Genomic DNA, 20,570 nt, shown 5'->3' with positions numbered 1-20,570 from the left:
AATGAAAAGATCTTTAACTAGCGGGATAGATCTTCAGCTTGACTTGTCTTTTACTGGAGCCAATCAGGACGTGTTGGCGCAACTTTCAGATCAACCTACAAAAAGTTCTCTTATTGAAGCTGCTCCTTGGGAAAAGGCCCTAAGAGAATGGATACATTTTATTCGGTCTGATAATTCCTTACATTGCCCTGAATCAGTTAGGAAAACACTAGTTGTAAGTATGGGGTTGCAATTTACGGACGATAAAAATATCACTTTTTTAAATTCTACCTGGTGTGGTAAATCAGAAAAAACAGATGTTCTTTCATTCCCTATCATTGATGACAAGATTATTGTTCCAAAAGATCAATCTATAGAGTTGGGAGATATTGTTGTTTCTTTAATTACAGCAGAACAACAAGCTATGGAACAAAAGCATACTTTAGAAGAGGAACTTAGATGGTTGGTCAGTCATGGACTCTTGCACTTATTGGGCTGGGAACATCCCAATCCTCAGAGTTTAAAAGCGATGCTTTGCTGTCAAGAGCAACTTTTGTGTATCGACGGTAATCTTCCAACAAATGGAGGTAACGAGTAAGAATTTAATGACGCCACTTGAACGAGCCAATTCTTTGGCAGGAAAAATTACTCCACTTTCGACTCGGTTCAGAAGGACTAGAAAACGTGGTTCTTGGAGAATCTCTAAAGACCTTCCTTCCAGTTTTCGCTATGCGGCTCAAGGAATTGTTTATAGCTTTTTGAGCCAAAGGAACTTTCGTATTCATGCAGTTATTGGCATTTTTGTATTTGCTCTGGGAATTTATTTAAAACTTAATGCCAACCATATGGCTGTGTTGGTGTTAACTGTAACTGCTATTTTAGTATTAGAGTTATTAAATACTGCTATCGAAGCTGTTGTCGATCTGGCTATTGGGCGTCGTTTTCACCCTTTGGCACGCATTGCTAAGGATTGTTCTGCTGCAGCTGTTCTAGTAGCCTCATTTAGTTCTTTGATTGTTGCACTTCTTCTTTTATTACCACCTTTACTAACCCAATTGGGGACATAAATTCAGTAGGCTCATGATTCTTGTTATTGATAACTACGATAGCTTTACTTTTAACCTTGTTCAGTACTTGGGGGAGTTAGCCCAAGAACATCCTGTTGCGGCTGATGTAAAAGTAGAGCGTAACGATTCTCTTTCAATTAGTGAGATTAGTGATCTTGCACCTGAAGCAATTCTTCTGTCACCTGGTCCAGGTGATCCAGACCAGTCTGGAGTTTGCTTAGAAGTTTTGAAAAGCCTGGCTCCTAGCATTCCTACTCTTGGAGTTTGTTTAGGCCATCAAGCTTTAGCTCAGGCATATGGAGCGAGGGTTGTGAGGGCTCATGAATTGATGCATGGGAAAACATCACAAGTCTTTCATCAAGGATTAGGCGTTTTTGCAGGTTTGTCTCAACCATTTATTGCGACTAGATATCACAGCCTTATTGCAGACAAGGAGACTCTGCCTGACTGCCTTGAAATTACTGCCTGGTTAGCGGATGGAACGATAATGGGATTAAGACACCGTAAATACCCTCACCTTCAGGGAGTTCAATTCCACCCTGAGAGCGTGCTAACAGAAGGTGGGCATAAGTTGCTGAGCAACTTTTTGGGCCTCATTTAATTCAGCTAAGGAAACTGCTAATTTCCTGGGCCTATAGGTTTTTAATTAATGCCAATCAAATTTTGTTTCTGGAGCTCTTTTTTTAAAAGAGTTTTACTGGCATTTGCCTTAGTGAGCTCTTCAGGCCTTTCTGCTATGGCTGGAGGGGTCCGGATCACTAATCATGGCCATAGCTCTCTCTTGATTAAAGGGGGTGGACAATCTGTTTTGTTAAATCCTTTCAAGGCTGTGGGATGTGCAGCAGGACTAAAGGAGCCAAGATTGACTGCCAATGTGATTCTGGCCAGCTCGGAATTGGCTGATGAGGGCGCACGAGTTGCTAAAGGAGTATTTCTTGTCAAGCCCGGGTCATATCGAGTCAACGGATTGGCTTTGGAAGGCTTTACTGCTCCTCATGATCGTTTTGGAGGGCGTAGATATGGACTTGCGACTCTTTGGGTGTGGAATCAGGGTGGTTTGCGCTTCGCTCATTTGGGTGGCAGTGCAGCGCCTCTTTCTGGCGAAGATAAGGTCTTGTTGGGTCGCCCTGATGTATTGATTATTGCAGTTGGTGGCGGAGCAAAAGTCTATGACGGGATTGAAGCAGCAAAGGTTGTTAGAGATTTACGTCCTAAGCGGGTTATTCCAGTTCACTATCAACGGGGAACCAATACATCTTTGAGTAATTGTGATCAAGGAGGTGTTCAACCGTTTTTAGATGCTATGCAAGGAAATGAGGTAAGAAAAGTAGGAAAAACTCTTTACCTCAAAAATAAACTTTCCGATCAAACTGTTATCAACGTTATGCGATAGAGACCAACTTTCATTCAATTGCAGTCGACTTTTAAAAAAGTTTTCCAAAATTGCTTCATTTGATCAGTTGTGCCGATACTTATTCGTAAGGCTCCTTCTAGTAGTGGTTTCCTATCCATATCCCTAACTAGAATGCCTTCTTTCCTAAGAGACTCTGTTACTTTTGATGATTCGTTGTCAGGCCAAATCAAAAGGTAATTACCCCCGTCGATATGATGACGTTTCCCACTTGTGATTAGCTGATGTTTTAGCCATTCTCGTGCTCGTAATACTTCTTCGACATAATCATTTGTATATGCTTGGTCTTCAAGAGCAGCTAAAGCTGCTGTTATAGCAAAGCTATTGACATCATAAGGACCAGTCACACGACAAATTCGTTCTACAACATTAGCGTTCCCAATTGCAAATCCAATTCGCAAGCCAGCTAAGCCTGCTGTTTTGGAGAGAGACCTGAGTACTAAAAGATTTGGCGTCTTATCAAAATCAACTTCTGATAAGACGCTGTCACCTGTGAAGGCTTCATAGAGCTCATCAACTATCACCAAAGTGTTAGGTGCAATTGCTGCAAAGTTCAGTATTTTTTGTGCTTCTAACCTTGTACCAGTTGGATTATTTGGATTGCAGATCAATAAGAGCTTTGGTTTTTGCTTTAGCAATGCGACTGTGACCTTTTGTGTGGGGAACTTGAAGTTGATTCCTTCATATTCGATTGCGACTATTTCCATTCCTTGCATATGGGCGCAGGGCGTGTAGTAACCAAAAGTTGGCGATGTTGTAATTAGTTGCTCACCTCGGTCGCCGTAAGCATGAATAGTTGCATGTATTGCTGCATCAACTCCGTTGAAGAGTCCAACTTGTTCAGGCTCTAAGTTTTTGGAAGTCTCTATAGAATTGAGATTGGCTATCAGTGCTTCTCTCATCCCATCATATTCTGGGTAGATAGAGATGTGATGTGGTGGAATGTTTTGAAGTGCTTTTACTACAAGAGGACTTGGTCCAATTGTATTTTCATTGAAATCAAGTCGAAGCAATTTACGCCGACCTTCTAATGGTGCTTTATAGGCACACATTCTTTCTACTTCACCTCTAGGTGAAGGCCCTTTAAATATTTGAGGTCTTTCTAAAAATCCCATTACATCCTTTCGAGAGTAGGAATGCCTAGTAGTGTCATTCCTAGCTTTAGAGTGTTAGCAGTTGTTCGACAGAGCGCCAATCTGCAACTTCGGTTTGGTTCATTGGCTTTTAAGACAGGCACTTTGTCGTAGAAGCGATTAAATACTTGACTCAGGTCAAATAAGTAACTACAGAGACGATTGGGCAGTAGCTCTTCTTCTACTTTGATAATCACTTCATCAAATTTCAGGAGTTCTCTAATAAGGCACCACTCTTGAGGCTGATTAAATTCAAGAGTATCTATATTAATTCCAAGATTACCTCCTTTCCTGGCAATACCAGCTATTCGTACTAAGGCATAAAGTAAATATGGCGCGGTATTTCCCTGCAAGGCAAGCATTTTATTAAAACTAAATTGATAGTTCGTTATTCTGTTCTGACTTAAATCGGCATACTTGACTGCTGCTATCCCTACAGTGGTAGACACATGTTTGATAAAGGCTTGACTCTCGTCTCTCCCTTCTTTTTTTAGTCGAATTCGAAGATCTGATTCAGCACGATCTATTGCTTCATCCAGCAAGTCTCGTAGTCGTACGGTTTCACCTGAACGAGTTTTTAGCTTTTTACCATCTTCACCTTGAACAAGGCCAAATGGTACATGTTCAATGTGACAACCATTTGGTATCCATTTTGCACGCTCCGCAATTTCAAATACTCCTGCAAAATGATTAGATTGGCCTGCGTCGGTTACGTAGATCAAACGTTGAGCTCCATCTCCATCGGGATAGCTATTCAAACGGTATCTGATGGCCGCTAAATCTGTTGTAGCGTAATTAAAGCCGCCATCTTGTTTTTGAATGATCATTGGAAGTGACTTACCGTCTTTCCCAGTTATGCTTTCTAGAAATACACACTTGGCTCCCTCATCAGTGACCAACAGTCCTAAGTCATCAAGATCATTTAGTACATTTTTTAAATAAGGGTTATAGAACGATTCGCCTCTTTCATTGAGACGAATATCTAATCGATCATAAATTTTTTGGAATTCTTGTCTTGATTGGTCACAAAGTAATTTCCAAGCTTTCAAAGCTTGAAGGTCTCCGTTTTGTAGCTTTATGACTTCTTCACGAGATTCATCTTGAAAAAGCTCATCTTCATCAAAGCGCTGCTTTGCCTGACGGTAGAAGTTAACAAGATCACCTAAGTCAATTGCATCAGCGGTTGTCAGGGCTTCAGGAGCAACAAGTTTGAGATGAGATATCAGCATTCCAAATTGTGTCCCCCAGTCTCCTACATGGTTGAGGCGCAATACAGAATGGCCTCGAAATTCCAGTACTCTTGCTAGTGAATCACCAATAATTGTTGATCGTAGGTGACCGACATGCATTTCTTTTGCAATATTTGGACTAGAAAAGTCAATGACTATTGGGGCACTTCCCCCTGATGTTTTTGACAAATCTATTAATGGAACACCAAGTCGGTGGTCGTTCATTTGGTTGTTTATTTCTCTTATGAGGCATTGGGTTGTGAGAGTTAGGTTTATAAAGCCAGGGCCTGCGATTTCTGGAGACTTGCATAAGTTTAAAAATTCTTCATCTTCGTGTAATTGTGCGACGATCGCTAAGGCAATATCGCGAGGTGATTGTTTTAAGGCTTTAGCTAAGTTCAATGCCCCATTCACTTGAAAGTCACCAAATTCGGGCTTACTTGCTGGAACTAGTACTGGGTCGAGAGTTGAGCCTGATACTCGGGCTGCGTTTGCTGCATTTGGGAACGCTCTTTCTAGAGCTTTTTTCAGCTGAATATTGAGGATATTAGAAAGTCTGAGCATGGGTGTTAATTGGCTACTTTTTGAGCAGAAGGACGTTGCTTGTGACTAGTAGGTAAACCTGTTTCATTGATTAACTTGTTTCGAAACGCATGCTGAAATCGATCCAGCTACTACGGGTCATTGGAGCACTGGTTGAGATCAAATCAATCCCAGTCCCGGCATATGCTTTCAAATTCATAGGATCTATACCTGAGACCTCAATGACAATTTGATTAGAGCCCTCATATTGTGTTCTTGTTGACGCTAACTTCCTTAACTGCGGAACGAGGTTGTCAAGTTGTGCAGGAGTGAGTTCATCAAGTAGCACTCCGTCAGCGCCCGCCTGGATGGCCTCTTTTGCTTGTTCTGGGTACTCAACTTCAACAATTATTTGTGAAGGCCACGGGGTTGTTGCCTTTATAGCTTGCATCGCTGGCTTAATACCTCCAGCCCATGCAATGTGATTTTCTTTAAGCATCGCTGCATCATCAAGGCCAAGGCGATGATTAATACCACCGCCACATCTAAATGCATATTTTTCAAGAACACGAAGTCCAGGTGTTGTTTTTCTCGTATCAGCAAGGAGGATTCCTGTTCCTTTGAGTTCGTTTACTAAAGCTGCTGTGGCAGTTGCAATACCTGATAGACGCATGGCTAGATTTAATGAGGTTCTTTCCCCTGAAGCCAGAGTTGCTGCTGGGCCTTGGATTTTTAATAACTTTTGTCCGCTTTCGAAGGATTCACCATCTTTGATGAGCAAATTGACTTCGATAGATTTATCCATTCTCTTGAAAATTCGCTCAACCAATTTTCCTCCACAGAAAATCCCGTTTTGTTTTGCAATCCAGTGGGCGGATCCTGTTCGATCTACAAGTGCAATGTTGGTGAGATCTCCACGACCTAAGTCTTCATCTAGCCAGCTGTCTAAGAGATTATTCAATTTCGGGGTATTGATATCCACGATGGCTTTTGGCAGGCAAGTATGTCTAAAAGAGCTTATGCAGTCATGAGCCTTAGCCATCATTTGCAACTTTCTATTTACCAATACAAAATCGTGAAAAGATTCGATCTAATAAAGCTTCTGTCACTTCAATTCCTGTGATCTCACCTAAACTATGAATAGCTTCTCTGAGATCAATAGTCCAGAAATCCCAGGGTAATTGTTGATTTGCGACTTCTTCAGTTCTCTTCAACGCAGCAGCAGCAGAGGCAGCAAGGTCCTTTTGTCTTTCATTTAGGGCAATTTGCAGTCCCTGAGTTTCATTGGCACCACAAATGTGCAGTAAGGATTGAATAAAAGGTTCTTCTCCTTCGCCTGTAAGTGCACTAAAAATCAGATCAGGTTTGATAGCAGCAATCTTTTTGGCTTGCTGAGTAATAGTCAATTTGCTTTTGATATCGGCCTTATTTCCTACCACTAGTCTTGGAATCTCATTTGGAACCTTGGCGAGAAGGGCAGCGTCTTCTTCCGTCCAGCCTTGACTCAGGTCAAAAAGCAACACAACGATATCCGCTGTTAACAAGGCTTCTTGACTTTTTGCTATTCCAAGTTGCTCTACAGCATCTTCTGTTGGGCGCATACCAGCGGTGTCAAGGAGGGTGATTGGGACACCTTCAAATAAGACTTCGCTTTCAAGAAGATCTCTTGTAGTTCCTGGGATATTGCTGACTATCGCTCGCTCTCTTCTACTGAGCCTATTTAATAAGGAGCTTTTCCCAACATTGGGGCATCCGATGATTGCAACCCTTAGTCCTTGACGTACCAAAGCACCTCGTGTTGCGTCATCTAACAGCTCATAAAGCTTGGATTGAACTTTTAGTATTTCTTTTAACACTTCATCTCCATCGAGGGGAGGTAATTCATCTTCAAAATCCACCCTGGCCTCTAATTCAGATAGTTGATCTAATAACGCTTCTCGAAGTGCAGTGATACGTCGTTGGATTCCTCCATCAATTCCGGCCATCGCAAGTTGTGCGGCTCTACGACTGCGCGCTCCGATTAGTTCACTGATTGCTTCTGCTTGAGTGAGATCAAGACGACCATTAAGTACTGCGCGCTGAGAAAATTCTCCTGGTAATGCTCTGCGAACCTCAGGGTGGGTTAGAACTCTTTCCAATACACGCTGGACGGCTATTAAGCCACCATGACAGTGAATTTCTACGACGTCTTCTCCTGTGAAACTTCTTGGCCCGCGCATAATCAATATCAAGACTTCATCAATATGTTCATTTTTTTCTGCATTCATGACATGGCCATAAAAAACCTTATGACTGGTCCAAAGTTTTTCTCCTGGTACAGATACGATGCTTTCGCACACTGTTAATGCCTTGGGCCCTGAGATACGTACTACAGCAATTCCTCCTTGCCCAGCTGCTATTGCGGTAGCAATTGCAGCGATTGTTTCTTCGATAGGAAATGGCAGAGTCATTAATAACTAATCCTTTGCTCTTTCTTGCAATTTCCTCCAGTCTGTAACTTCGCAGCTCAGTTGGCTTTGTTATGGTTCAAATACGACGATACTTGAGTCATTTACTTCGTAGCTTTTTTCGTTGGCTTTTGCAGCAGGAAGGTTCTCCTGGATATAAAGCGCGAGGGTTAGGCATAGGTATTTTTTGTGGATGTTTTCCCCTGTTTGGCTTGCAAACAATCTTGGGCATAACGTTGGCAAGCTTTTTCCGAGGAAATTATTTGTTTGCCATTAGTGGAACGTGGATTAGCAACCCTGCAACTTATTTGCCGCTTTATTGGTTGAACTATCAGGTTGGCTCAGTCCTCTTAGGTTATGAGATCCAGATGAGCGAAGTTAGTCAATTTGCTTGGCGAGAAATCTGGAGTCAGGGTTTGATCGTCTGTAGCCGATTATTATTGGGCTCTGCTGTGGTAGGTGCCTTTTTGGGGGTATTGACAGGACTCATTGTTTATTGTTTCTTAAAGTCTCGTTCTTATTGAAGTGGCTTCAGCTCAGAATTCATTTTAATCATTCATTTTATGTAGGCAGATCGTTTTTAACCAAGATTGGAATGGCTCCCAGTTGTTATGTTGTTCAATTGATGTCCAGATATTTTCTATGTTTGACCTTATTGGAGTTTGAGAAAGATTCCAACGTTGTAGACGTTTAGGGATAGCTCGAATTTCTTCTGGATCAGCTACTGATGCTAAATGTTGATGATTCCACCAGCTATCTCGCCATTCTAACCAGGTGGTTCGAGGGGGAGCTGAGTCACTAAAGAGCATGTGCGACAAAGCTTCAGGTTCCTGAGGAAGACCATATGTATTGATTTGGTTAGTTAAGCCTGTAAAAAACGAACCATACGAAATTGACCACGTTCCTAATAGATTCAGGGTTTTTTGCAGTAGGTCACGATTATTAATGTCTCCAGAATTAGCCGGATTGTCTAGGTACTTGAGATTAGGAGGTAAGCCGATACGCCTGTTCATACAAAATTGGTAGTGACTTGCATAAATAGGGCCAAAACGATCTAATAGTTCGTTCATTGCTTCCTTTGGCAGAAGCATTGCGAGTGGTTCTTGCAGTAGTCGAAGATTGCTTTTGCAGATACTTGGCTGACGGCCAAAGGAATAGATGCCATTTTCATCAAAGTACGCAGCTGTAAAGTTGGGATCTAATTCTTCAATGAATGCGAAAGGCCCGTAGTCGAAGCTCTCCCCTGCGATAGACATATTGTCAGTGTTGAGAACACCATGGACAAATCCTGCTGCCATCCATTCAGCCGCAAGCTTGGCAACTCTCTCAATGAGACTTGCGTAAAATGCAAGAATCTGGGATTCCAGTACGGAATGAGAGTCTCCAGATTGATAAGGATGTGAAATGGCAATATCTGGATAGTAGATAGTAATTATATGACGAAGTAATCGTTCCAGTCGTTTGGGTTGCCTTAGATAAAGCAATCTTTCGCATGTGCCAAAACGTAAGTGTGTATGGGCGACTCGAACCATGACCGAACTCCTTGTTGGTGATGGTTCATCTCCTCTCCACAGACTTTCTCCTGTTTCTATTAAGGAAAGGGTTCTGCTTGTCTTTACTCCAAGTCTATGCAGTGCTTCACTCGCGATGATTTCTCTAAGACCACCTTTTAATGTTAGACGTCCATCACCTCCTCTACTCCAAGGAGTCGTTCCAGAGCCTTTGGTCCCTAGATCTTGTAGATTCCCATCCCGATCTCTTAGCTGACCATAAAGAAATCCACGACCATCTCCAAGACAAGGGTTATAGGTCCCAAATTGATAGCCGTGATATCTCAAGGCAAGGAATGGAGTGCGCCCTTTAAAGGTGCCAAAAGCTTCTTCAAAATGGATGTCTTGGATTGATGTAGAGTCCAGGCCTAGTTGTTTGAGTACTGCGTCATTTCGAAAACATAATTTTGTGAAGGGAAACTCAGCTGCTTTCACTACGTCCCAATAAGAGTCTCCTAGCTCTTCTAGATAGGGTTCAAATGGGAGCGATAGCAAAGGATTATTCAAAGTATTGAACGCACATTAACTTGATTGAATTGTATGGAAAGATAAGAAATTCTTCTGGTATTTAACTTAAGCCTGTACGTGCAATATCAATCACGTCTGCCATTGATCTAATTTGATCCATGGTTTTATCTAATTGGATGGCACTTTTCAGTTCTACCCTGAGATCGATACAGGCAGGCTTTCCAAAAGAAGTTTTAACTCTGGCATCACTTACATTAATTCCACCATCTGAAAGGCGCATCAGGATGTCTTTGAGTATGCCTACACGATCGATGACTTCAATGCGTAATTGAATGGGAAACCTTGCATTTTCTATATCTGATTTTTGACTCCAATGCACTGGTAACCTCCTTTCACTGGGTATTGATGTCACATTTGTACAGTCTTGCCTGTGAATAGTTATGCCGTGATTACCTAAAGCAACAGTCCCTAGTATTGGCTCACCAGGAAGGGGGCTGCAACAGCCTCCTAGCCGGTAGTCAAGTCCTTCTACTCCAATTATTGGAGTATGCTGGGTAGAGTGTTCTCTTGCAGGAGATGTATCTTGTTGCTCTATTAGTTGTTTAGCAACATCTGTATTAGTCGGTGGACTCTCTAAAGTCAGATTTTGTAGCCGTACCTCTTCTCGAAAGCGATTTAGCACTTGTTGAAGTGCGATTGCACCAAATCCAAGTGCTGCCAATAGATCTTCTGTGGTTTGTAAGTTGCATCGCTCGGCCACTTTTTTCATTGCATCACTGTTGAGTAGTGCATCGAAGCCATTACGGCCTACTTCTCTTTCTAAGAGCTCTTTTCCACGTTGAATGGTTTCATCTCGGTGGCTTTTTTTGTACCATTGACGAATACGATTGCGAGCTGTAGGAGTGGCGACAAAATTTAGCCAATCGAGGCTTGGATGTGCTGTTTTGCTTGTCAGCACCTGAACAAAATCACCATTTTGTAGAGGAGTTGATAACGTGCACAGACGATCGTTAATACGCACACCATGGCAATGATTGCCTACTTCTGAGTGAATTCGATATGCAAAGTCAACTACGGTAGAACCTTTTCGAAGGCCAACCACATCACCTTTGGGAGTAAATACAAAAACTTCTTCGTCAAAAAGATCTTCTTTGATAGACGCTAGGTAATCATTATGGTCTTTACTTGCACCTTCTTGTTGCCAATCTACTAGTTGACGCAGCCAATTAAACCGTTCAGTATCACCAGCTGCTGGAGAACCACCTTCTTTGTACTTCCAGTGAGCTGCTATACCAAAATCTGCGACTCGATGCATTTCTTCAGTCCTAATTTGAACTTCGATGGGCCTATGTCTACCAATGACAGCTGTATGTAGAGATTGATACCCATTTGGCTTAGGTAGCCCGATGTAATCCTTGAAACGTCCTGGAATTGGTCTGAAGCTTTCATGAACGACTGCAAGTGCGCGGTAGCAGGCCTCGACACTTGGCACAATGATCCTGAGTGCAGCTACATCGTAAATTTCATGAAAGGCTTTTTCTTGCCTTTGCATTTTGCTCCAAATGCCATAAAGATGTTTGGGCCTACCTTTTACATCACAGTCTTCTAGCCCAATTGCAGCTAAACGACTTTTTAGTAATTGCACTGTTACCCCTAAACGATCTTCTCTCTCACTGCGTTTGGTAGCCACCTGTTGCTGGATCTTACGGAATGCATCAGGCTCAAGAAGCTTAAAAGCTAAATCTTCGAGCTCCCATTTAAAACGGCCAATACCAAGACGATTGGCTAATGGAGCATAAATCTCACGTGTTTCACGAGCAATGCGTTCTTGCTTGTCTGACTGTAAGGAACCTAGCGTTCGCATATTGTGCAATCTGTCAGCCAGCTTGACTAGAACAACTCGAATATCACTAGCCATAGCTAGAAACATTTTGCGCAGGTTTTCTGCTTGTGCTTCGGTGCGATTCGTAAAATGGATACCGCCTAATTTTGTCACTCCTTCAACTAAACCCCGTACCTCACTACCAAAAAAACTTTCTAATTGCTCTGGCGTAATGTCTGTGTCCTCAACGACATCATGTAGGAATCCTGCTGCAATAACACTTGGACTCGCCCCAATGTCCCTTAAAAGATCGGCCACTGCTAGTGGGTGGACTATGTATGGCTCTCCACTTGCTCTAAATTGTCCATCATGTAGCTGGAAAGCTAAATCAAAAGCCCCAGCCAGTAGCCCCTCTGCATCCCTAGGACAGGTCTTCCCAAGAGCAGGAGGACTGTTGGTTAAGCAATCTTTTAACCACTTTGGTAGATCTATCCCATAATCTTCAATACAACGTATTGGATCAGGCCTGAGGTGCGGTTCAGAAGGCAGCTTGGACTTGCAGACCATATCGGTCTGTTTCAAATTGGTCGTAGAGCTTGCATTAAGCATCCGATTCACCGGATTAATACATGATATTCAGGCTGAGGAACCCGTGCTACTCCCTAGGTCCAGTTCTTTAGAACATGTCCTAGAGCTTCAAAGCTTTTGCATGTGCTATCCAGGCAGCATGACTTGGACCTTGGATCAATTGGATTTCAAGGTTGCTTGTGGAGAGCGCTTAGCTCTTGTTGGACCTTCAGGCTGTGGAAAGAGCACTATTGCAAGAGTTGCTCTGCAATTACTTCCACCAGGAAGTCTGACTAAAGGCGGGTTGAGGCTGATTGGCGAGGATCCGAGAACATTGAACTCAGCCGATTTGAGAAAACTAAGAGGCGAAGCTGTAGGGCTTGTTTTTCAAGATCCAATGACCCGACTCAATCCGTTAATGACCATTGGTGAGCATCTTGTTGACACTTTGAAGGCTCATAGACCGAATCAAAAACCTGCGTGTATGAAGACTAAGGCAGAAGTTTTGCTCGGTCGGGTGGGTATTAGTGAAGCTCGTTTTCATGCTTACCCTCATGAATTCAGTGGTGGGATGCGTCAGCGCTTGGCAATTGCCTTGGCAATTGCCTTAGACCCACAGTTAGTTATTGCTGATGAACCCACCACAAGTCTTGATGTTGCTATAGCTGATCAGGTGATGATGGAATTAAGCAGTCTTTGTGAGGATATGGGTAGTGCGCTGCTTCTGATTAGTCATGATTTAGCTGTGGCATCACGTTGGTGTGAACGGATCAACATTATGGAGCGAGGGCAAATTGTCGAGGATACTGATAGTAAAAACTTTGTAATTAGTCCACAATCGTTGATAGGTAATCGTCTTTTGAATGCTGCAAGGACTAGGGAAGAAGGGAGAGCAATCGTAAAACATGATCCAGAATTGGTTTTGGAAGTTTCAAGATTGAGATGCTGGCATGCTTTGGGTGGTTTGCCATGGCAATTGAAGTGGCTGAAGGCTATTGATGAACTGAGCTTCTCTCTTCGTGCTGGGGAAACTCTTGGCGTCGTAGGTGCGTCTGGCTGTGGAAAAAGTACTTTGTGCCGGGCTTTGATGGGTTTGACTCCTATTAGAGGTGGAGAGGTGAACTTAAAAGGTCAGAATATTCTGCGCTTGAAAGGCCAAGCCTTAACTAATGCCCGCAGGTCTTTGCAGATGATTTTCCAGGATCCATTGGCATCACTTAACCCCAAAATGACTATTGCAGAAGCAATTGCAGACCCTCTTTTAATCCATAACTTGTTTTCTGTTGCTGAAGCACATGAAAAGGCCAGAGACCTTTTGCGACAGGTTGGCCTTGTCCCACCCGAGAACTTTCAAGACCGCTTGCCTCATGAGCTCTCAGGTGGTCAGCAACAAAGAGTTGCTATAGCTCGAGCTTTGGCTATGGAACCTTCGGTTCTCATATGTGATGAGAGTGTAAGTATGCTTGATGCTGAGATTCAATCAGAAGTTTTAGACCTTTTGCAAGTCTTACAAGAACGATTGAGAGTAGCTATCTTGTTTATTACTCACGATCTTTCAATTGCAACTGGCTTTTGCCATAGAGTTATCGTTTTGGAACATGGAGGAGTTGCTGAAGAAGGCTCTGGGAAAGAACTTTTAATCTCTCCTCAAGCAGCTATTACTAAAAAACTGGTTGCGGCATGCCCTACGATTACGTCATCATTGAGTTGAACTATTTCCTTTTACGCAAGACAACTAGGAGGTTGTGAAAGACATCTGGTATTGGAGCTTCAAATTCCATACGAATATTTGTAATTGGATGATTTAAAATAAGCTTTATCGCGTGAAGTGTTTGTCCTGAAAGATTGATGGGTAATTTGCGACACCTACTATAAGTAGGGTCTCCAACAATCGGATGTCCTACATGAGCACAATGGACTCTAATCTGATGTGTACGTCCTGTATCTAATTTAAAACTCATAAGAGAATAATCGCTGAGTCGCTCTACTAATTGCCAATGAGTGCAAGCATGACGACCTTTTTCATCACTGACTACAGCGTATTTTTTTCTATCTGTGGGATGCCTTCCGATAGCACCAACGATGGTGCCTGCTTCGCTTTTTGGTGCTCCATGAACTACTGCGAGATAATGACGTGAGGCGATTCGTTTTTGAATTTGAACTTGTAATTTCACGAGTGCTGTTTGGCTTTTAGCGATCACAATGCAACCTGTAGTGTCTTTATCCAGTCGATGTACGACTCCAGGTCGGAGTTTGCCACTGATTCCTGGGAGATTCGGACAATGGTGTAAAAGACCATTAACTAACGTTCCATCTTTATTCCCTGGAGCTGGATGCACTGCTAGTCCAGCAGGCTTATTCACTACTATTAGATGCTCATCTTCAAAGAGTACATCTAAGTTCATTTCCTCTGGCTTTAGATAAGGAAGTGGTTCTGGAGGTGGCACCCATAATTGAACTTCATCTCCATGACGTAGTGGAGTTTTTGCTTGTGCTTGTGTCCCATTTACTCGTACAAACCCTGCGTCAATAAATTTTTGAATTCTCGTTCGACTTTGCTCTGGTCGTTGGCTAACAAGCCAACGATCTAAACGCATTGGTAATGATTTGGAATAAAACAGTTTTAATAGCTGTCCTTTCCCTTCTCCAAAGGATTGAGTAAATTCCTCTGTCATGAGGGGAGTTCAAGGGAGATTGGGCCTAATAGGTTTTTTCTGAAATCGTCTAAAATTCTTTGTGCCATCCGTCTCTTGTCTCCTGAAGTATGGCGTTCTGCAACTTTAATTAACCATTGATCAGCATCTTCAGTGTGGAAAGGAAGTTTATATCTTTGCCCAAGTAGGCCTTGTGGTACGCCTGCCATTTTGTTTATTTCTAATTTATGTAGTGTCTTTATAAAAGCAATGGCTACTAACTCGACGTCATATGCAGCCTGGCCAATGTCATCACATAATGCCAGTCTGAAAGCAACTTGCTGATCATCGAAGCGAGGAGGCAAGACCCCTGGTGCATCCAGAAGGTCAAGATCTTGTCCTACACGAACCCATCGAAGCGAACGTGTTACACCGGCCTTCCTAGAGCTCATAACTACTTTTTTTCGCACTAGTCTATTAATCAATGCAGACTTTCCTACATTTGGAAAACCTAATGTGAGAGCTCTTACGGGTCTGCTTTTCATGCCACGTGCTTGTCGGCGCTCGTTTAATTTTGCTCCAGTGCGAATGGCTGTTTCTTGTAATTGTTTAACCCCAGTTCCATCTTTGGCATTGCACCATAATGGGCTTTGGCCTTCTTTTCGAAACCATGCATCCCATATTTGAAGAGCCTGACTAGAGATCATATCCCGGCGATTAATGACTAATAGATGTTGCTTCCCTTTAATCCAACGTTCTAAATGTGGATGCGAAGTGGATATTGGTATCCGCGCATCACGTACTTCGATTACTAGATCTACTTTTTCGAGATTTCTAGCAAGTTGTTTTTCTGCTTTAGCAATGTGGCCTGGATACCACTGAATTGTGCCTGTTTTCACGGAACTACAAGTACTGGGCAAGGTGCTAGCTGTATTACACGTGCTGCGGTGCTTTTATTGTCTTTCTCAAGATTTATCCCTCTAGTACCCATCACGATTAGGTCCATATTTAAATCATCGGCAACATCGCAGATTACAAAGGCTGGTGTGCCCTGTTTTTCTAAAACATTACATGACACACCCGCTTGCTCTATTTGTTCTTTGACTCGATTTAGAAGAGATGTGATTAATTGTGTCCTATCCATTTCAGTACCTTCTACTTGAAGGACTGAGAGCAAGGTGATTTGACTTTGGTGGTTTTGGGCAATTTGTATAGCTGCCTTAGCTGTTTCAAATGTCTGTCTGCTTTGATCGATTGGGAAAAGCAGTGATTTAAACATTGGCTTTTGTTAACTATGTTTTGGTGTAATTGTGTCGTAACCACGGCCAGTCGGTTTGTCTGCCCTCAAAATCAACCAATGATGCTTATCAAGCGGTAGTCTCACGGCGGTTTCTTATTTCACGACACATCATCATGGCTAAGCGTTCCCTGTCTAGTCTCAGTGCAGAGGCGCTCTCCGGTAAGCGTGTTTTGGTGCGTGTTGATTTCAACGTTCCTCTTAATGAAACGGGCTCTATTACGGATGACACTCGAATTCGAGCCGCTCTTCCAACTATCAATGATTTGATTGGGAAGAATGCTCGCGTCATTCTTGCTGCTCATTTTGGGAGGCCCAAAGGACAGGTAAATGAAGCTATGCGCCTGACTGCGGTTGCAAATAGATTGAGCGAATTACTTGGAAAAAATGTAGAGAAGACTGAGAGTTGTGTGGGTTCTGATGCAAATATCAAAGTTAGTTCTATGCAAAATGGAGATGTTGTTTTGCTTGAAAATGTTCGTTTCTTTGCTGAGGAAGAAGCGAATGATGCAGCATTTGCAAAAAATCTAGCGTCTTTAGCTGATTTGTATGTGAATGATGCTTTTGGCGCGGCTCATCGTGCTCATGCCTCTACTGAAGGTGTAACGAAGTTCCTGAGCCCAAATGTCGCAGGTCATTTGATGGAGAAAGAATTGCAGTATCTACAGGGAGCGATTGATGAGCCGAAGCGACCTTTGGCAGCAATAGTTGGTGGCTCCAAGGTGAGTAGCAAGATAGGGGTTCTTGAATCTCTGATTGATAAGTGTGACAAGGTTTTAATTGGTGGAGGCATGATTTTTACTTTTTACAAGGCTCGAGGATTATCTGTCGGCAAGAGTTTGGTTGAAGAAGATAAATTGAGTCTTGCTAAAGCCTTGGAGGAAAAAGCAAAGTCCAAGGGCGTGCAATTACTTTTGCCTACAGATGTTGTACTAGCTGATAACTTTGCGCCAGATGCCAATCATCAGATTGCTTCAATTGATGCGATACCTGAAGGGTGGATGGGCTTAGATATAGGTCCTGCTTCAGTACAGACTTTTCAGATGGCGTTAAGTGATTGTCAAACTGTTATTTGGAATGGACCTATGGGTGTCTTTGAGTTTGATCAATTTGCTCATGGCACTAACGCCATAGCAACTACTTTGGCTTCATTGAGTACTAAAGGCTGTTGCACAATTATTGGAGGAGGAGATTCAGTGGCTGCAGTTGAGAAAGCAGGGCTTGCTGAGAAAATGTCGCATATTTCTACTGGAGGCGGAGCAAGCTTGGAACTATTGGAAGGGAAGGTTCTTCCTGGTGTGGCTGCGCTAGATGAAGAAATATAGAGGGTAAAATTTCCTTATTAAGAGAGACTGATTTAATTAAAATACAGTAAGTATTGCTATATAGATTATATTTTTTGGTTATTTTTGAGTCATAACTTAAGGTCTAAGTTCAGACTTTTCTGAGACTACGCTTACACGCTTAGTGATAGAAATAAGACTATCTGGATGCGCCAGGATTGCAGCCCAGTTTTGTATTCCAACATTTAATGGAGCTTTTACAGACTTGAACAATCCTCCTCCACCTAGGGGTTTGAGTTTGATATTGGGGGTTGATTTGTTGCTGATTTGTTTAGCTGTTATGTTGCTTAACCCTCCAGCAATCATTGCATTTCCTAGAGGCTTTTCTAAAATAATATCAACATCGTAATTTGCGCCTGTTAACACTGTTTCGGGTATGTTGACAGTAATTGGTAAATAGTTGTTTCCTTTTTGCACTATGGTCTGCTCGCTTATAAGTTTTTGATCAATAATTCTTCCTTGCATAGTTTTTACGTCTAATAATTGCTTGGCTTCCATAAAGTAGTGAATATCTTCAAGCTGTTTTTGGCCTTTAATAAGAATTTCAAAAGATTGATGCCCATTATTCAAAAGCTGAGTTTCTTTAATAGTCCAAGTCGCATTTGGAAAAGACTTTAAGAATGTTTTATATCGACTAGCTAAGTTTAATCCATCTTTTTCAAGGAAAAGTTTGATTATTGGAGAAATATTTTGTGTATTAAATGCATGTTCTAGACGCTTGCTCAGAGAGCTTGTGCGTAAATTATTCCCAAAAGTTGGATAGTGAGGTGTGATTAAGCTCAATAGAATGGAGGCTAAAGCAACCTTTAGTAAATAGTGCACCTTTGTTCTCACAGTAATACCGATAACTTAAGCGCGACACCAGCGCTGTGCTTTTTTTATGCCTAGGGTTTTAATAGCAGCTAGTGGGACTGGCGGACATCTTTTCCCTGCAATTGCTATTGCAGATGAATTGCCTTCCTCGTGGGAAATTACTTGGCTTGGAGTTCCAAATAGATTAGAAACAGAAATTTTGCCAAAGTGTTATCAGTTAATAACTGTTAGGGCTGGGGGAGTCCAATCCCATGGATTGAGGAAATTCTTACAGCTCTTCCAATTGCTTGCCGCTTCTAGGAAGGTAATTGAAGTTAATCGGCAAAAAAAAATTGATGCTGTTTTTACTACTGGTGGCTATATTGCTGCGCCTGCGATTTTAGGTGCGGTTTGGTGCGGGCTACCTGTCATTTTGCATGAATCAAATGCTTATCCCGGCAGAGTGACTCGCTTATTGGGAAGGTTTTGCAATTTAATTGCTTTAGGCTTACCGCCTGCGGCCAAAACTCTTAAAAGATGTAGAACGGTTGTTACAGGGACCCCTGTGCGTACATCATTTCTTACTCCACAACTTTTGCCAGATTGGGTGCCGTTAGATCTTGGCCCACTGATAGTTGTTATGGGCGGAAGCCAGGGGGCTGTAGGGCTAAATAATATGGTCCGAGAAGTACTTCCTTTTCTTCTTGAAAAAGGCTGTCGAGTAGTGCATTTAACAGGGCACAATGACCCTAATAAAGATGAGTTAAGGCATAAAAATTTTGTAGCTAAACCTTTTAGTAATGAAATTCCTGCATTGCTTCAGCATGCTGATCTTGCGATAAGTCGATCAGGAGCTGGTGCGTTGAGTGAGTTGGCAATCTGCAGCACACCAGCCATTTTGGTTCCATACCCTTTAGCACAAGATCAACATCAAGAAGTCAATGCTTCTTATGCTGCTGAGCTAGGCGCAGCTGTAATTGTTCATCAGCATGAACCTGGAATTCATACTCTTCGCAATACTTTATTGCGCTTGTTAAATAGTCGACTATCTGGAAAAACTTTTGACTATGACCCCTTGCTAGAAATGCAAAAAGGTATGAATATATTGGCTATAAGAAACTCTGAAAAGGTTTTAGTTGAGAGATTAAAAAAATTAATTTAAGATATTCTTCATGGCTAATATTATTCTTTTATTATCTTTTTTTTTCTGTAGACTAATGCGTAACCAATTATCTCCTAAACCCTCGAATGAGGCGCATTCTCGAACTAGGATATGATGTTTTCTGAGCAAGGCTCTTAATTGTAATAGAGAGTTTTCACTTTCAATTAATAGAAAATTTGTTGCGGATGGATGAGCTCGTATCCCTGGGAGACTGCTTAATTTAGATTGTAACCAAGGACCTTCTTTTAATATCCAGCTATGAACTTTATTTGTCCATTTCTGGAGCTTTTTATGATCATTCATTAGCATTATGCCTACAGCATCTGCAAGTCCATTAAGAGGCCATGGATCGCGCCAATTTTGCCATCGATACAATCTTTCAGCTTTACTAATTGCATAGCCTAGTCTTAAACCAGCCACAGCAAATAATTTGGTGAGGCTTCTAATAACAATTAGGTTTGAGTTGTTTTCTACAAGGGGAACCAGAGATTGTTTTTCTCCATCAGGAACTAATGATAAAAAAGCTTCGTCACATATGACTAAGCTATGACGCTGCAGTAGTAATTCTAAAGAAGCTCGACTCCATAGTTGCCCTGTTGGATTATGTGGGTTTGTGATCCAAATTACATTGCTATTTGTTGTTAATGGGAATGTTTGAGGTGTTTTAGATGACCAGACCAGGGGAAGGTGTATATAACGATATTTTCCATTCCAACAATTTAAGGCTCTGGCATAGTCAGCAAAACCTGGAGCAATCAATATGCTGGTCCCTTTTTCGGTTGCATCACGAGCAGCCCATGTCAAAAGTTCCGCTGCTCCGTTCCCAGGGAGCACCATGGATGGATGGATGCCATGCCATCTACCTATTGCTTCTCGGAAGTTCTGGTATGTGCAATCTGGATATTTTCTGAGAGAGGTGCCTGAAAAAGTTTTAAGAAGGCAATGATGAATTGACTTAGGTGGTGGAAAAGGAACTATTGAGGCACTTGCATCTAGAATGTTACTTTCTTTGATTCTCAATTTTCGAGCTTCTTCAGTGATATTTCCACCATGTGTTTGATTGGCTGAATTCACGTTGGTGCTTGGATAGATACAAATAATTCTTTTCCATTTGTACTTTAACTGGGTCCTACCAAGAAGCTCTTGAA

At 42.1% G+C, this 20,570-nt stretch carries 19 protein-coding genes; 8 read left to right on the top strand and 11 right to left on the bottom strand.

The genetic code is table 11. The features are described from left to right. Position 1: 1 nt before the first annotated feature. From ybeY to SOI82_RS05640, 4 genes are all read left to right on the top strand, one after another. On the top strand, positions 2-577 hold the full coding sequence (gene ybeY, locus SOI82_RS05655) for an rRNA maturation RNase YbeY (protein WP_320666493.1): 576 nt from the start codon (positions 2-4) through the stop codon (positions 575-577). A gap of 7 nt (positions 578-584) precedes the next feature. Next, complete coding sequence (locus SOI82_RS05650) at positions 585-1,046, top strand: diacylglycerol kinase family protein (RefSeq protein ID WP_320666492.1); 462 nt, start codon at positions 585-587, stop codon at positions 1,044-1,046. A 13-nt stretch (positions 1,047-1,059) separates the two neighbouring features. Further along, the gene (locus SOI82_RS05645) at positions 1,060-1,647 is read left to right on the top strand and encodes an aminodeoxychorismate/anthranilate synthase component II (RefSeq protein ID WP_320666491.1); all 588 of its coding nucleotides are present in this window, start codon (positions 1,060-1,062) and stop codon (positions 1,645-1,647) included. A gap of 135 nt (positions 1,648-1,782) precedes the next feature. Next, positions 1,783-2,439, top strand: a complete 657-nt coding sequence (locus tag SOI82_RS05640; protein ID WP_320668350.1) for an MBL fold metallo-hydrolase — start codon at positions 1,783-1,785, stop codon at positions 2,437-2,439. Positions 2,440-2,453: 14 nt separating this feature from the next. Here the strand turns inward: SOI82_RS05640 and SOI82_RS05635 are convergent, their stop codons facing one another. From SOI82_RS05635 to mnmE, 4 genes are all read right to left on the bottom strand, one after another. Then, entirely contained in the window at positions 2,454-3,572 is a 1,119-nt protein-coding gene (locus tag SOI82_RS05635) for a histidinol-phosphate transaminase (RefSeq protein WP_320666490.1), read from the bottom strand. After that, positions 3,572-5,383 (bottom strand): arginine--tRNA ligase, encoded by a 1,812-nt coding sequence (gene argS, locus SOI82_RS05630; RefSeq protein WP_320666489.1) that lies wholly within the window; start codon positions 5,381-5,383, stop codon positions 3,572-3,574. The genes SOI82_RS05635 and argS overlap by 1 nt, the downstream gene beginning before the upstream one ends. A 70-nt stretch (positions 5,384-5,453) precedes the next feature. Further along, positions 5,454-6,323, bottom strand: coding sequence for a carboxylating nicotinate-nucleotide diphosphorylase (nadC, locus tag SOI82_RS05625; RefSeq protein WP_320666488.1), 870 nt, complete (start codon positions 6,321-6,323; stop codon positions 5,454-5,456). A 73-nt stretch (positions 6,324-6,396) separates the two neighbouring features. Then, positions 6,397-7,791, bottom strand: coding sequence for a tRNA uridine-5-carboxymethylaminomethyl(34) synthesis GTPase MnmE (gene mnmE / locus SOI82_RS05620; protein ID WP_320666487.1), 1,395 nt, complete (start codon positions 7,789-7,791; stop codon positions 6,397-6,399). A gap of 71 nt (positions 7,792-7,862) precedes the next feature. Between mnmE and SOI82_RS05615 the strand changes: the two genes are divergently transcribed. Then, the gene (locus tag SOI82_RS05615; RefSeq protein ID WP_320666486.1) at positions 7,863-8,312 is read left to right on the top strand and encodes a DUF2062 domain-containing protein; all 450 of its coding nucleotides are present in this window, start codon (positions 7,863-7,865) and stop codon (positions 8,310-8,312) included. 24 nt (positions 8,313-8,336) lie between these two features. On the opposite strand, the gene SOI82_RS05610 is transcribed toward SOI82_RS05615, so the two are convergent. Further along, positions 8,337-9,845 (bottom strand): protein adenylyltransferase SelO, encoded by a 1,509-nt coding sequence (locus SOI82_RS05610; RefSeq protein ID WP_320666485.1) that lies wholly within the window; start codon positions 9,843-9,845, stop codon positions 8,337-8,339. A gap of 61 nt (positions 9,846-9,906) precedes the next feature. Continuing rightward, the gene (locus tag SOI82_RS05605; protein WP_320668349.1) at positions 9,907-12,237 is read right to left on the bottom strand and encodes a bifunctional (p)ppGpp synthetase/guanosine-3',5'-bis(diphosphate) 3'-pyrophosphohydrolase; all 2,331 of its coding nucleotides are present in this window, start codon (positions 12,235-12,237) and stop codon (positions 9,907-9,909) included. A 100-nt stretch (positions 12,238-12,337) separates the two neighbouring features. Between SOI82_RS05605 and SOI82_RS05600 the strand changes: the two genes are divergently transcribed. Beyond that, the gene (locus tag SOI82_RS05600) at positions 12,338-13,906 is read left to right on the top strand and encodes an ABC transporter ATP-binding protein (RefSeq protein WP_320668348.1); all 1,569 of its coding nucleotides are present in this window, start codon (positions 12,338-12,340) and stop codon (positions 13,904-13,906) included. A gap of 1 nt (position 13,907) precedes the next feature. Here the strand turns inward: SOI82_RS05600 and SOI82_RS05595 are convergent, their stop codons facing one another. Genes SOI82_RS05595 through SOI82_RS05585 form a run of 3 tightly spaced genes read right to left on the bottom strand, consistent with a single transcriptional unit; the run spans position 13,908 to position 16,107 of the window. Then, complete coding sequence (locus SOI82_RS05595) at positions 13,908-14,870, bottom strand: RluA family pseudouridine synthase (protein ID WP_320666484.1); 963 nt, start codon at positions 14,868-14,870, stop codon at positions 13,908-13,910. After that, positions 14,867-15,727 carry a ribosome biogenesis GTPase YlqF gene (ylqF, locus tag SOI82_RS05590; RefSeq protein WP_320666483.1) on the bottom strand — a complete coding sequence of 287 codons (861 nt, stop codon included), beginning with the start codon at positions 15,725-15,727 and terminating at the stop codon, positions 14,867-14,869. Before ylqF ends, SOI82_RS05595 begins: the two co-directional genes overlap by 4 nt. Beyond that, positions 15,724-16,107, bottom strand: a complete 384-nt coding sequence (locus tag SOI82_RS05585) for a universal stress protein (RefSeq protein ID WP_320666482.1) — start codon at positions 16,105-16,107, stop codon at positions 15,724-15,726. The genes ylqF and SOI82_RS05585 overlap by 4 nt, the downstream gene beginning before the upstream one ends. 134 nt (positions 16,108-16,241) lie before the next feature. Between SOI82_RS05585 and SOI82_RS05580 the strand changes: the two genes are divergently transcribed. After that, positions 16,242-17,450 (top strand): phosphoglycerate kinase, encoded by a 1,209-nt coding sequence (locus SOI82_RS05580; protein WP_320666481.1) that lies wholly within the window; start codon positions 16,242-16,244, stop codon positions 17,448-17,450. Positions 17,451-17,546: 96 nt separating this feature from the next. On the opposite strand, the gene SOI82_RS05575 is transcribed toward SOI82_RS05580, so the two are convergent. Continuing rightward, entirely contained in the window at positions 17,547-18,038 is a 492-nt protein-coding gene (locus SOI82_RS05575) for a hypothetical protein (RefSeq protein ID WP_320666480.1), read from the bottom strand. Between the two features lie 310 nt (positions 18,039-18,348). On the opposite strand from SOI82_RS05575, the gene SOI82_RS05570 reads away from it, so the two are divergent. Next, complete coding sequence (locus tag SOI82_RS05570) at positions 18,349-19,422, top strand: UDP-N-acetylglucosamine--N-acetylmuramyl-(pentapeptide) pyrophosphoryl-undecaprenol N-acetylglucosamine transferase (RefSeq protein WP_320666479.1); 1,074 nt, start codon at positions 18,349-18,351, stop codon at positions 19,420-19,422. On the opposite strand, the gene SOI82_RS05565 is transcribed toward SOI82_RS05570, so the two are convergent. After that, entirely contained in the window at positions 19,414-20,496 is a 1,083-nt protein-coding gene (locus tag SOI82_RS05565) for a threonine-phosphate decarboxylase (RefSeq protein WP_320668347.1), read from the bottom strand. The genes SOI82_RS05570 and SOI82_RS05565 overlap by 9 nt on opposite strands. Between the last annotated feature and the right edge of the window lie 74 nt (positions 20,497-20,570).

The organism is Prochlorococcus sp. MIT 1307, from assembly GCF_034092395.1.
GTDB lineage: Bacteria > Cyanobacteriota > Cyanobacteriia > PCC-6307 > Cyanobiaceae > AG-363-K07.
The sequence above is the reverse complement of the archived record's forward strand: the minus strand, read 5'-3'. Positions and strand labels throughout refer to the sequence as shown.

Coding starts and splice junctions, on each gene's coding strand:
- SOI82_RS05605 (WP_320668349.1), bottom strand. CDS start 12,237: ATGCTTAATGCAAGCTCTACGACCAATTTGAAACAGACCGATATGGTC.
- SOI82_RS05615 (WP_320666486.1), top strand. CDS start 7,863: ATGGTTCAAATACGACGATACTTGAGTCATTTACTTCGTAGCTTTTTT.
- SOI82_RS05585 (WP_320666482.1), bottom strand. CDS start 16,107: ATGTTTAAATCACTGCTTTTCCCAATCGATCAAAGCAGACAGACATTT.
- ybeY (WP_320666493.1), top strand. CDS start 2: ATGAAAAGATCTTTAACTAGCGGGATAGATCTTCAGCTTGACTTGTCT.
- SOI82_RS05635 (WP_320666490.1), bottom strand. CDS start 3,572: ATGGGATTTTTAGAAAGACCTCAAATATTTAAAGGGCCTTCACCTAGA.
- SOI82_RS05645 (WP_320666491.1), top strand. CDS start 1,060: ATGATTCTTGTTATTGATAACTACGATAGCTTTACTTTTAACCTTGTT.
- argS (WP_320666489.1), bottom strand. CDS start 5,383: ATGCTCAGACTTTCTAATATCCTCAATATTCAGCTGAAAAAAGCTCTA.
- SOI82_RS05640 (WP_320668350.1), top strand. CDS start 1,783: ATGGCTGGAGGGGTCCGGATCACTAATCATGGCCATAGCTCTCTCTTG.
- SOI82_RS05600 (WP_320668348.1), top strand. CDS start 12,338: ATGTGCTATCCAGGCAGCATGACTTGGACCTTGGATCAATTGGATTTC.
- SOI82_RS05650 (WP_320666492.1), top strand. CDS start 585: ATGACGCCACTTGAACGAGCCAATTCTTTGGCAGGAAAAATTACTCCA.
- SOI82_RS05595 (WP_320666484.1), bottom strand. CDS start 14,870: ATGACAGAGGAATTTACTCAATCCTTTGGAGAAGGGAAAGGACAGCTA.
- SOI82_RS05570 (WP_320666479.1), top strand. CDS start 18,349: ATGCCTAGGGTTTTAATAGCAGCTAGTGGGACTGGCGGACATCTTTTC.
- mnmE (WP_320666487.1), bottom strand. CDS start 7,791: ATGACTCTGCCATTTCCTATCGAAGAAACAATCGCTGCAATTGCTACC.
- SOI82_RS05580 (WP_320666481.1), top strand. CDS start 16,242: ATGGCTAAGCGTTCCCTGTCTAGTCTCAGTGCAGAGGCGCTCTCCGGT.